This is a genomic window from Novosphingobium sp. ZW T3_23, assembly GCF_044987305.1.
Lineage (GTDB): Bacteria > Pseudomonadota > Alphaproteobacteria > Sphingomonadales > Sphingomonadaceae > Novosphingobium.
Genome location: NZ_JBJDRF010000091.1, coordinates 1 through 11,089 on the forward strand (window position 1 = coordinate 1; position 11,089 = coordinate 11,089).

Here is an 11,089-nt window from a genome sequence, read left to right on the forward strand (position 1 = left end):
CGGTCTTGCCGACGCCGGGATCGCCCACATAGAGCGGGTTGTTCTTCGAACGGCGGCAGAGGATCTGGATCGTGCGGTCCACTTCGGGGCCGCGACCGATCAGGGGATCGACCTTGCCGTTCAGCGCCTTGTCGTTGAGATTGACGGTGAACTGGTCGAGCGCCGAATCCTTCTTGCTGGCGTTCTTGGCCTCGGCCTTTTCCTCGGGCGTGGGGGCGTGTTCCTCGCTGCCCTTGGAATTGCGTTCCTCGACGCGCTTGCCGCCCTTGCCGATGCCGTGGCTGATGTAGCTGACGGCGTCGAGACGGCTCATGTCCTGCTGCTGCAGGAAGTAGACCGCGTAGGAATCGCGCTCGGAGAACAGCGCAACCAGCACGTTGGCGCCGGTGACGGTGTCCTTGCCGGACGACTGGACGTGCAGGATCGCTCGCTGGATCACGCGCTGGAAGCCGGCGGTGGGGGCGGGATCGCCCTTTTCCTCGGTCTTGAGCGACTGGTATTCCTGGTCGAGATACTGACGGACCACGTCACCGAGGTCGCCAAGTTCCACGCCGCATGCCTGCATGACCTGTGCCGCATCCGGATCGTCGATCAGGGCGAGCAGCAGGTGCTCCAGCGTGGCATACTCGTGGCTGCGCTCGGAAGCGTGCGACAGGGCCGAGTGCAGTGTCTTTTCCAGGCTTTGCGCGAAACTAGGCATTTAAAAGACTTTCATTTCAGAGGGAGACTCTCCTTGCCCGAAGCCGGGCGGATGAGTTTTGGGAGGGCTCGCGTTCATTTCATAATATAGGGACGCTCCGGGTTGTTGCGAGGTGGCGGGTTAAGAGTGGCGCCGATCATGCTTTCTTCGACCTGAATAGAGCTTCCGCGGCGAGCATATGCGCCGAGGCTTTCCCACGATGGGCCCTGATCCGTTCGATTTCAGATTCGAGGAGCGCAATGCGTGCATCGAGTTCGTCCAGCGAAAAGCGATCCAGGCTTTCGCTGGCGAGAAGGCTGGCAGCTCCGAAGTCTCCTTCGGGCGACCGCCGCCGCGGTCGATCGTCCTCGTCCATTGCACCGCAACATCGGACTGTGCTTTAGCCCTGTCAATGGCCTGAAAATATGTTCCACTTCAAAGTGGGACTGTGGCAACAGGATGATCATGTCAGTTAACATACCTAACGCGATGACGGCGATCGGCTTCGAAGCGCCCGGCGGTCCCGAGGTTCTGCAGCCTGTTATCGTGCCTGTCCCGGTACCCGGCGCGGGCGAGGTGCTGGTCAAGGTCGCCTTTGCCGGGGTCAACCGGCCGGACGTCGTCCAGCGGCAGGGCAAGTACCCGCCGCCGCCGGGGGCCTCTCCGCTTCCCGGGCTCGAGGTTTCGGGGCAGGTCGTTGCCCTGGGCGAGGGAGTGACGGAACTGGAGCCGGGCCAGAAGATCTGCGCGCTGGTGGCGGGCGGCGGCTATGCGGAATACTGCATAGCCAAGGTCGGCGCCTGCCTGCCGGTGCCCGAATCGCTGGCGCTGGATGAGGCGGCGGCCCTGCCGGAAACACTCTTCACGGTCTGGCACAACGTCTTCGAGCGGGGCTGGGCGCGGGAAGGGGAGACGATCCTGATTCACGGCGGCACCAGCGGCATCGGCACGATGGCGACGATGCTCTGCCGACAGTTCGGCCTTACCGTGATCGTGACTTGCGGTTCGCCGGACAAGAGCGCCCGCGCGCTGGAGATCGGCGCCGATCACGCAATCGACTACCGCGCCACCGATTTCGTGGAGGAAGTCGCGCGGATCACTGAGGGCAGGGGTGTCGATCTCGTGCTCGACATGATCGCGGGGGACTACGTCTCGCGCAATCTCAAGTGCCTGGCGCCCGATGGCCGCCATGTCACCATCGCCGTGCAGGGCGGCGTGAAGGCGGAACTCAACATGGCCGTCGTCATGAGCCGGCGCTATACGCTGACCGGATCGACCCTGCGGCCGCGCACGGATTCCTTCAAGGCGCTGCTGGCGCAGGAGATTCGCGCCAACGCCTGGCCGCTGTTCGAGGAAGGCATCCTGCGGCCGGTCATGGACCGCCGCTTCCCCTTGCGCGAGGCGGCTGCCGCCCATGCCCGGATGGAAGCGGGAGACCACATCGGCAAGATCGTTCTGGAAGTCTGAACCGCGTCCAGGTCGAATCGTGGCGGCGCTGCGTAGAACAGAGTTGCCGAAAGCAAGGCTTTCGCTTGCCGAATGGACAAAGTTTCCCTAAATCGGCTCTGTACGGCCGCTCCGCGAAGGGGCGGCCCTTATTGTTTCCGCCGGAGATAGAGACATGAGCCAGCCCACTCCGCTGATGCCGCACGCGACCGCCTCGTGGCTGGTCGACAGCACCGCGTTGACCTTCGAGCAGATTGCCGAATTCTGCGGCCTGCACATGCTCGAAGTGCAGGCGATGGCCGACGACCTGGCATCCAGCAAGTACACCGGTCGCGACCCCGTGCGTTCGGGCGAGCTGACGATGGAAGAAATCGAGAAGGGGCAGGCCAACCCCGAATACAAGCTGCGCATGTTCAAGGTGCCGGTCACGTCGAACCGCACCAAGGGGCCGCGCTACACCCCGGTTTCGAAGCGCCAGGACAAGCCGGACGGCATCGCCTGGATCCTGCGCAACCATCCCGAGGTTTCGGACGCGCAGATCGGCAAGCTGATCGGCACCACGCGCAACACCATCGCGGCCATCCGCGATCGTTCGCACTGGAACATCGCCAACATCACGCCCAAGGATCCGGTCACGCTGGGGCTCTGCTCGCAGCGTGAGCTGGACGCCATCGTGTTCAAGGCCGCGAAGAAGGCCGGGATTCAGGACGACGGCCAGACCGACGAGCGTCTGACCGACGATCGTCAGGCCCTGATCGACGAACTGCGCGCCGAACGCGAGGCTGCCTCGCGCGCCGCCAGCGAAGCCGCGCAGGAAGCCGAAGTCGCCGCATGGCTTGAAGCCAAGCGCGCCGCCGAAGCCGCAGGCAACCAGGGCGAGTAATCGCTTCCCGGTAATCGCCGACACAAAAAGGCCCGCGACAGGTGACTGTCGCGGGCCTTTTTGCTGCGCGCCGCTAAGGGCGCCGCCGGCGGATTTACTCGGCAGCGATGACGACTTCCGCTTCGCTGCTCGAACCCGCGTGCGGCAGGCGTGCGAGCGCGGGCGGCATCTGCCCGCCATTGGGGCTGAGGCGACCTTCCAGCCGCGCGCCCTGCTCGATGGTGAGAGCGTCATAGGCGACATCGCCGATGATCTGCGCGCTCTTGAGGATGACGACTTCCCGCGCGGCGATCGTGCCCCGCACGGTGCCGGCGATCCGCACCGATTCGGCGGAAATGCCGCCGGCGATCTCGCTGTCCTCGCCCTGGACCAGGGCTTTGCAGGTGATGTCGCCGATCACGCGACCGTCGATGTGGAGATCGGCGGAGGCTTCGACGTTGCCGGTGAGCGTGATGTCGTTGCCGAGCATCGAGAAGCCCGAGGTCGGGCCGGTACGGTGGCTGGTGAAGTTCTTGACCATGGTGTTATCGGGCTTCTTGCTGAACATTGCGGGCGGCCTCCAGGAAGGGGCGCGGATTCATCGGGCGATTGTTGACGCGCACTTCGAAGTGGAGGTGCGGGCCGGTGGAGCGGCCGGTGCTGCCCATCGCGGCGATGCGGGTGCCGCCGTCCACATCCTGCCCGACGCGGACGCCGAACGCGGAAAGGTGGCCGTAGCGGGTCATCAGGCCATTGCCATGGCTGATCTCGATGCAGTTTCCATAGCCCTGGCGCTGGCCCACGAACGAGACCTTGCCCTTGGCGGCGGCGTAGATCGGCGATCCCATCGGGCCGGGGAAGTCCAGGCCGGCATGGAAGGCCGCGCTGCCGTTGAAGGGATCGGAACGGTACCCGTAGCTCGACGAGACATAGGCGACGTGTGCGGGCTGCACCTGGGGGATCGATGCCAGACCGTTTTCCAGCGCGTCCATGCGCGCAAGGCTGAGGCCAAGACGGCGGAAGCGCGGGTCCAGCGATCCATCCGCGCCGGTGGCGAGGCGTTCGAGCGGACCACCTTCCGCCACCTTCGAACGGGCGCGGGCCATCATCGGGGCCGGATTCAGGCCGAGTTTGCGAATCGTGTCGGAAGCGAGCGTGGCGCGGTGATCGGCATAGCGGGTCAGGCGATCGACCAGCGCGAGCTGCGAGGACTTGATCTGCTGCAGCTTGCTCGCCTCGGGCAGGGCGGCGCTGAGCTTGGAGGCCGGAGTCGGCGGAGCGGCGGGCGCTTCCGTTTCCTCGGGCAGCTCACCGATATGCGCGTCGATCATCTTTTCGATGAATTGCTGGCGACGGGCAAGATCGGCCACCGTACCGTCCAGGTTCTCGCGATACTTCGCCACTTTGCCGGCGGCATCGGCGACTTTCGCCTCCCGCGTGGCCAGCGCGGCCTGCTCGGTGCTTGCGGAAAACTGCGACAGCGCCATGGCGCCCATCGAAACGCACCAGGCACCGACCAGCGACACGGCGACGCCGGCGGCGGCTTTCTGCATGCCCGAAGAGAAACGGATGAAGCGGACCTGTCCCTGCGATCGCACGATCAGCTCGCGATCCGGGAACGCCGCCTTGAGACGCTTGGCAAGCGTCCCGGCAGATGTTGATTTCAAAACGACCCCGCGTGATTTTTGGCTTGAACCCGGAGCGGCGGGCTAGCAGGGGCCGGGCAATGTGGCGAATCGACTTGCCGTGACTCGTTGCCGAATCCGGTTGAGGTGGTTCATTCGTGCGATGAACTGAGGAACCAGTGCTGCATTCGCGTTGGTCCGTTCATCTACCGTTTCGGTTGATTCGTCAAAAAAACAGGATTTTTCAAGCGCTTTATCGAGAATGGCAAAAGCGCAGCGGCGCCTGCTCCGCTCGGTGACAGTATCGCACAAGGGTGCTAGGCCGCTGTCATGAACGTGCAGACCACTTCCGCCGCCGACACCCGTCTCGACAAGGAGACGGACGTCGCTGCCGGCGAGTCGCCCGAAGCGCTCGTAGCGCGACTTGGCGCCCATGGCCGTGCGGCCCAGCGTGTGCTGGCGTGCCTGACGGATGCGCAGAAGAGCGAGGCCTTGCGCGCCGCCGCCGCCGCCCTGCGCTTGGCGGAACCGGCTATCCTGCAAGCCAATGCACGGGACGTCGAAGCGGGTCAGGCCAAGGGGCTCACGGATGCCATGCTCGATCGCCTGCGTCTCGATCCCGCTCGCCTTGCCGGGATTGCCGATGCGGTGGAGCAGGTGGCGACGCTACCCGATCCCGTGGGCGAGGTTATTTCCGAAAGCGAAAGACCGAACGGCCTGAAGCTTTCGCGCGTGCGCATTCCGATCGGCCTGATCGGCATCATCTATGAAAGCCGCCCCAATGTGACTGCCGATGCGGCGGCGCTCTGCCTGCGTTCGGGCAACGCGGTACTGCTGCGCGGCGGCAGCGAGGCGCTCCATTCCAATCGGGCGATCCTGACGGCGATGGTCGCCGGCCTGGAACAGGCGGGCGTTCCCTCCGCCGCCGTCCAACTGGTGCCGACGCAGGACCGCGCGGTGGTGGGCGCGATGCTGACGGCAGCGGGCCTGATCGACATGATCGTGCCGCGCGGTGGCAAGAGCCTGGTCGCACGCGTCCAGGCCGATGCGCGGGTACCGGTGCTCGCCCATCTCGACGGCATCTGCCACACTTATGTCCACGCTTCCGCCAATCCGGAAATGGCGCGCGGCATAGCGCTCAACGCCAAGCTGCGCCGCACCGGGATCTGCGGATCGATGGAGACGCTGCTGCTCGACACGCAGTTCCCCGCTTCGGCCGAGGTGGTGCGGGCACTGGCCGACGCCGGTTGCGAATTGCGCGGTGACGCCCGTGCGCAGGCGCTCGATCCGCGTGTGCTGCCTGCCAGCGAAGAGGATTGGGATACCGAGTACCTGGATGCGGTGCTTTCGGTGGCCGTCGTCGATGGGCTCGATGCCGCCATGGACCATATCGCGGCGCATTCCTCGCATCACACCGATGCCATCGTCGCCGCCGATCCGGCAGCGGCGGACCGATTCCTGGCGGAAGTCGACAGCGCGATCGTCATGGTCAACGCGTCCAGCCAGTTTGCCGATGGCGGCGAATTCGGCCTGGGCGCGGAAATCGGCATCGCCACCGGACGACTCCATGCGCGCGGTCCGGTCGCGCTCGAAGGGCTGACCACGTACAAGTGGCTGGTACGCGGAACCGGGCAGGAACGGCCCTGACGTCCGCACGCTGAGGCGGCCGGCCTTTCCCATGCCCGATCATCGAACGCGCAACGGGCCGATCACCGGGCTGCTGGGGGGAAGCTTCAACCCGGCCCATGGCGGGCACCGGCGCATCAGCCTGTTCGCGGCGGACGCGCTCGGGCTCGATGAGGTCTGGTGGATGGTCTCGCCTGGGAATCCGCTGAAGCCGAAAGCGGGCATGGCACCGCTGGCCGCGCGCGTGCTTTCGGCGCGGCGACAGGCCCGTCGCGCACCGATCCGGGTGACCGCGATCGAGCGCGAACTGGGCACGCGATACACGGTCGATACGCTGAGAAAGCTTCTCCGGCGCTACCCCAAACGCCGCTTCGTGTGGCTGATGGGAGCGGACAATCTGGCCCAGTTCCATCGCTGGAAAGACTGGCGTGCGATCGCACGACTCATGCCGATTGCGGTAATCGCCCGTCCGGGGTATGATGGTGCCGCTGTCGCGAGCCCCGCGATGGCCTGGTTGGGGAGGTTCCGGAGGCCCCGTCCTAGTCTTCGTGGTCCGGAAAGGTGGAGCGCACCCGCGCTGGTGACATTGCGATTCGACCCCGATTCCCGGTCGGCCACGGCGATCCGCCAGGCCAATCCGGAGTGGGCCCGGAAGCTGATAAGCAGGCTTCCGCAGGCAGGCTCCGATACCGTGGGACATTGGGACATCGATTCGCTGAGAGACGATGTTACCCACCGCCCGATACCCGGAGATGCAGCGTGAGCAGGCTAACCGCCTCTCGTACGCATGCCCGGAAATCCAATGATCAGATCGAGCGCGGCAAGGCATTCGATGCGAAAGCATCCCATGCAAGGCCGGTTCGGTCGCTGAAAGGAGCAGACCCTACTTAAGATGCCACAGGCACAGATACAGCCGGCCGCAACCGGCGCAACGCCCCTCGCCACGGTCGAGTCAGACGACCCGCAGTTGGCTCTCGTCCTGCAATCCCTGGATGACGACCAGGCGCAGGACATCGTGACCATCGACTTGGCAGGCAAGTCGACGATCGCCGAATTCATGGTGATCGCATCGGGCCGTTCGACCCGCCAGGTGGCGGCGATGGCCCAGAAACTTGGCGAGCGCCTGAAGCAGGGCGGCTTCGGTCATTCCCGCATCGAAGGTCTTCCGGCAGCCGACTGGGTGCTGGTCGATGCCGGCGGCGTGATCGTCCACCTCTTCCGCCCGGAAGTGCGCAGCTTCTACAACCTGGAAAGGATGTGGGGCTTCGACGGACCGTCCGGCGCGGCCTGAGCGGCGTCGCCAAAGCGACTGGCGGATCGCGACTGACGGATCCCCGGCCCCTCTGGGAGCCGGGCCCGGAACCGACCTCAACGCGGCTTCCCGGCACGTCGTTTCGCGCCCGGCGGGCCTCTTTCGGTTCTGGCCTGCTTTCGCCATGCCTTTGGCGCTTCTTCTCCGGCCCGGATCGGGGTTCTCGCACCCATGCTTCTTCACATCATCGCCCGCGGCAAGATCGCCCGCTCACCCGAGGGCGAGTTGCTCGATCGCTATGCCAAGCGCCTGACCTGGCCGTTCCGGCATAGCGAGCTGCCGGACGTGGGCGGCAAGGTGCCGCCGCCGGCGCATACTCCTTATCGCGAAGTTCTGCTGGACGAGCGCGGCAAGGCGATGAGTTCCGAGGAGTTCGCCGCGCTGCTCGGCCGTTGGCGAGACGAGGGCGTGCGCGAGTGCCGGTTCCTGATCGGCGCTGCCGATGGTCACGGCGACGAGGCACGGGCAAGGGCCGATCATCTGTTGTGCTTCGGCAAGATGACCTGGCCCCACCTCATGGCCCGCGCGATGCTGGCCGAGCAGCTCTGGCGCGCGACTGCGATCCTGGCGGGCCATCCCTATCACCGATCGGGGTGATCGACTGCAGAGAGGCGCGCTGCCTTTGCCCCAAAGCCCGTCATCCTGAACTTGGTTCAGGATCTATCTTGCAACGCAAACCACCGCCGATGGTCAGAAATGGATCCTGAACCAAGTTCAGGATGACGTTGCTTCGATTCGCGACATACCGGCATTTCCTTAGAAGCGGCGCTTTCCTCTTTTCGCCGGACTCGCGCTGCCCTAATCGTCGCGGCGTGACGTCGCGATCCTCCATCACCCTCTTTGCCGTCCTCGCGGCAGGCGTAGTCGTGCTCGCGGGGGAGGGGCTGACTCAAACCGGTTCTCTGGCGATCCTCGATCCCGCGGCGGATGCCACTTCCGCTCAGCGCGACATGCTCGCGGCACGGCGCGAGAGCGACGCAGCCCGGCACCGTGCCGAAAAGCTGGAGGCCAAGGCGCGTCAGGTGACCGAGCAGGCCGAACGGACAGCGCGGGAAACCGCCGCTCTTGCCGCGCGCATCCAGGAAACCGAAGCCGCCATCGCCGCCCAGCGGGCGCAGGTACGGCTCATCGCGCTGGAGCGGGTGGACCTGCGGGAGCGCCTTGCGGAAAAGCAGGCCCCGCTTGCCCGGTTGACCGGTTCACTCCAGCGGCTGTCACGTCGTCCGCCGCTCCTGGCCGTGCTGCGTCCGGGGTCGGTGCAGGATGCGGTCTATCTGCGCGCGCTGCTCGATACGATGATGCCCGAGGTGGAACGTCGCACGCGCGGCCTGCGCGCCGAGATAGAGCGCGGCCGGGCTTTGGAACAGCAGGCGCGGGCGGCCGGTCATGTGCTGGCCGAGATGGAAGGCCAGATGCGCCAACGGCGACAGGCCCTGGCCGTGCTCGAATCCCGCCAGCGCCTTGCCGGTCGCGCCGCCAGCGGCATCGCCGCGCGCGAAGGGGAGCGGGCGCTGGCCCTGTCGGAAAAGGCGCGCGATCTGGGCGATCTGGTCGACCTCATGGGAGAGCAGGGCGCTCTGCGCGAACAGCTTGCCGCCTTGCCCGGTCCGACGATGCGACCTCCCCGGCCTGAGGAAGCGCGCGTGATCGAAGCCTCGCAGTTCGTGCCGGTTCCCGAAGGACTGGCGAGCTACATGCTGCCGGTCACCGGCCGCCTCCTGACGGGATTCGGCGAGATGTTGCCCGGCCAGGCGGCATCGCGGGGCCTGACTCTGGCCACGCGCGCCAATGCCCAGGTCGTCGCGCCGGCTGCCGGGCGAGTCGCCTTCGCGGGCCCTTATCGCGGCTATGGCCGCATCGCGATCATCGAGCATCGCGGCGGCTGGACTTCGCTGATCACCGGAATGACCCGGCTCGATGTCGAGGTGGGCCGCCAGGTGGTGGCCGGGGCACCGCTGGGAGCGACCGGGCCGGGCGATCCGCGCATCATGGTGGAACTGCGTCGGCGGGGGGAGGCGGTTAACCCTCTACAATATATCCGATCACTTTAGACGCGCCCGCAACCCTCCATTCATCCTCAAAGCCCCAGGATACGCAATGCTTCCGCCGCGTTCCAAGTTTACGTCCTAGGCAATTGTGCGGGCGGCTCTGTAGGATTACAGTCAAGTTCTTCCTCCCGGCTTTCAGCCGGCGTGACGTACGAAAAGGCCTTATCGCCCGATGAAATTCGCACCCCTGATGCGCGCTGCCCTGTTGGTGTCGGCCGTTGCCGCCCTTCCCGTGGCGACGTCCGGTCTTGCCGCGGTGGACAGCCGCGTGAATCCCGAATTCAGCAAGCTTTTCACGATCTACGAACTGGTCAAGGCCAACTACGTCGACCAGGTTGACGACGACAAGCTGATCAAGGGCGCGATCGACGGCATGCTGGCCAGCCTCGATCCCCATTCCAACTATCTCGACGGTCCTTCGCTCCAGCGGCTGGAGACCATGATCGACGGCAACTACACCGGCCTTGGTCTCTCCGTCGTGGAAGATGACGGCGCGGTGAAGATCGTCTCCCCGTTCAAGGGCAGCCCGGCGGAAAAGGCCGGCCTCAAGGCGGGCGACTACATCACCCACCTCGACGGCGTGCTTTATTACGAGCGCGATCTGGACGAGGCGGTGTCCAAGATGCGCGGTCAGGCCGGCACCTCGATCCGCCTGACGATCTTCCGTCCCGGCCGGGACAAGCCTTTCGACGTGACCGTGACGCGCGGCGTGATCGAGCTGGAACCGGTGACCTGGGAACTGAAGAACGAAGTGGGCGTGATCTCGGTGAACGAGTTCTCGCGCGATGTCGGCAACTTCGTGAACAAGGGCATCGCCGATCTCAAGAAGCAGGCTGCCACCAAGGGAAGCCGGCTCGACGGCCTCGTGCTCGACCTGCGGTCCAACCCCGGCGGCTCGCTGGACGAGGCCGTGGCATTGTCCGACCTGTTCCTCGACAAGGGCGTGATCGTGTCGCAGCGCGGCCGCATCGCCAGCGAGAACCAGTATTACCGCGCCGAATCGATGTTCAAGGGCGATATCGTGAAGGGCATGCCGATCGTCGTGCTGGTCGATGCCGGATCGGCCTCGGCATCCGAGATCGTCGCCGGCGCGCTCCAGGACCAGCATCGCGCCGTCGTCATGGGCGAACGCACGTTCGGCAAGGGCTCGGTCCAGTCCTTCATCCAGCTCGACAAGAACAGCGCCGTGAAGCTGACCACCGCGCGTTACTTCACGCCGTCCGGCCATTCGGTGCAGGAAGGCGGCATCATGCCGGACATCAAGGTTCCGCAGCTTTCCGACCCCGATGCCCGCGCCCGCGCCGAGCGGGCCGTGCGCGAATCCGATCTGCGCGGCCATCTCATCAACGAGGCCTCGCTGGACGACAAGGAACTGGAAACCGACAAGAAGGACGACCCCCGCTTCAAGGCCTCGGCAGAGGATCTGAAGAAGCAGGGCATCGAAGACTTCCAGCTTGCCTATGCCATCGATACGCTGCGCCGCACCGCCGG

General features: G+C 65.6%; 12 protein-coding genes. 8 read left to right on the forward strand and 4 right to left on the reverse strand.

The window, feature by feature from the left end; all coding sequences use genetic code 11:
• The coding region (locus tag ACI3K3_RS24515) for a Clp protease N-terminal domain-containing protein (RefSeq protein ID WP_404918543.1) at window positions 1-700 on the reverse strand (700 nt) is incomplete at its 3' end.
• Window positions 701-836: 136 nt separating this feature from the next.
• Window positions 837-1,055, reverse strand: a complete 219-nt coding sequence (locus tag ACI3K3_RS24520; protein ID WP_313434571.1) for a DUF1192 domain-containing protein — start codon at window positions 1,053-1,055, stop codon at window positions 837-839.
• Window positions 1,056-1,144: 89 nt separating this feature from the next.
• Between ACI3K3_RS24520 and ACI3K3_RS24525 the strand changes: the two genes are divergently transcribed.
• Both ACI3K3_RS24525 and ACI3K3_RS24530 read left to right on the forward strand, forming a co-directional pair.
• Window positions 1,145-2,146 carry an NAD(P)H-quinone oxidoreductase gene (locus ACI3K3_RS24525; RefSeq protein WP_404918545.1) on the forward strand — a complete coding sequence of 334 codons (1,002 nt, stop codon included), beginning with the start codon at window positions 1,145-1,147 and terminating at the stop codon, window positions 2,144-2,146.
• 154 nt (window positions 2,147-2,300) lie between these two features.
• Window positions 2,301-3,008, forward strand: a complete 708-nt coding sequence (locus ACI3K3_RS24530) for a DUF1013 domain-containing protein (protein WP_404918547.1) — start codon at window positions 2,301-2,303, stop codon at window positions 3,006-3,008.
• A gap of 94 nt (window positions 3,009-3,102) precedes the next feature.
• Here ACI3K3_RS24530 and ACI3K3_RS24535 read toward each other — a convergent pair whose 3' ends face one another.
• A complete protein-coding gene (locus ACI3K3_RS24535) occupies window positions 3,103-3,528 on the reverse strand; it encodes a polymer-forming cytoskeletal protein (protein ID WP_404918560.1) in 426 nt (141 codons plus the stop codon).
• A 4-nt stretch (window positions 3,529-3,532) separates the two neighbouring features.
• The gene (locus tag ACI3K3_RS24540) at window positions 3,533-4,654 is read right to left on the reverse strand and encodes a M23 family metallopeptidase (protein WP_404918549.1); all 1,122 of its coding nucleotides are present in this window, start codon (window positions 4,652-4,654) and stop codon (window positions 3,533-3,535) included.
• Between the two features lie 288 nt (window positions 4,655-4,942).
• Between ACI3K3_RS24540 and ACI3K3_RS24545 the strand changes: the two genes are divergently transcribed.
• The 6 genes from ACI3K3_RS24545 to ACI3K3_RS24570 form a co-directional block, all read left to right on the forward strand.
• Complete coding sequence (locus tag ACI3K3_RS24545; RefSeq protein ID WP_404918551.1) at window positions 4,943-6,259, forward strand: glutamate-5-semialdehyde dehydrogenase; 1,317 nt, start codon at window positions 4,943-4,945, stop codon at window positions 6,257-6,259.
• Window positions 6,260-6,290: 31 nt separating this feature from the next.
• Window positions 6,291-7,001, forward strand: a complete 711-nt coding sequence (locus ACI3K3_RS24550) for a nicotinate-nucleotide adenylyltransferase (RefSeq protein ID WP_404918553.1) — start codon at window positions 6,291-6,293, stop codon at window positions 6,999-7,001.
• Window positions 7,002-7,130: 129 nt separating this feature from the next.
• Window positions 7,131-7,529 (forward strand): ribosome silencing factor, encoded by a 399-nt coding sequence (gene rsfS, locus ACI3K3_RS24555; protein WP_313434577.1) that lies wholly within the window; start codon window positions 7,131-7,133, stop codon window positions 7,527-7,529.
• A gap of 192 nt (window positions 7,530-7,721) precedes the next feature.
• A complete protein-coding gene (locus tag ACI3K3_RS24560) occupies window positions 7,722-8,147 on the forward strand; it encodes a 23S rRNA (pseudouridine(1915)-N(3))-methyltransferase RlmH (RefSeq protein ID WP_313434578.1) in 426 nt (141 codons plus the stop codon).
• Between the two features lie 215 nt (window positions 8,148-8,362).
• Window positions 8,363-9,601 carry a murein hydrolase activator EnvC family protein gene (locus tag ACI3K3_RS24565; RefSeq protein ID WP_404918556.1) on the forward strand — a complete coding sequence of 413 codons (1,239 nt, stop codon included), beginning with the start codon at window positions 8,363-8,365 and terminating at the stop codon, window positions 9,599-9,601.
• Window positions 9,602-9,770: 169 nt separating this feature from the next.
• A partial coding sequence (locus ACI3K3_RS24570; RefSeq protein WP_404918558.1) for a S41 family peptidase occupies window positions 9,771-11,089 on the forward strand: 1,319 nt, incomplete at its 3' end.

Excerpts from the sequence above, each read along its gene's own strand:
- ACI3K3_RS24520 (WP_313434571.1), bottom strand. The coding sequence starts at position 1,055 with ATGGACGAGGACGATCGACCGCGGCGGCGGTCGCCCGAAGGAGACTTC.
- ACI3K3_RS24525 (WP_404918545.1), top strand. The coding sequence starts at position 1,145 with ATGTCAGTTAACATACCTAACGCGATGACGGCGATCGGCTTCGAAGCG.
- ACI3K3_RS24530 (WP_404918547.1), top strand. The coding sequence starts at position 2,301 with ATGAGCCAGCCCACTCCGCTGATGCCGCACGCGACCGCCTCGTGGCTG.
- ACI3K3_RS24535 (WP_404918560.1), bottom strand. The coding sequence starts at position 3,528 with ATGGTCAAGAACTTCACCAGCCACCGTACCGGCCCGACCTCGGGCTTC.
- ACI3K3_RS24545 (WP_404918551.1), top strand. The coding sequence starts at position 4,943 with ATGAACGTGCAGACCACTTCCGCCGCCGACACCCGTCTCGACAAGGAG.
- ACI3K3_RS24550 (WP_404918553.1), top strand. The coding sequence starts at position 6,291 with ATGCCCGATCATCGAACGCGCAACGGGCCGATCACCGGGCTGCTGGGG.
- rsfS (WP_313434577.1), top strand. The coding sequence starts at position 7,131 with ATGCCACAGGCACAGATACAGCCGGCCGCAACCGGCGCAACGCCCCTC.
- ACI3K3_RS24560 (WP_313434578.1), top strand. The coding sequence starts at position 7,722 with ATGCTTCTTCACATCATCGCCCGCGGCAAGATCGCCCGCTCACCCGAG.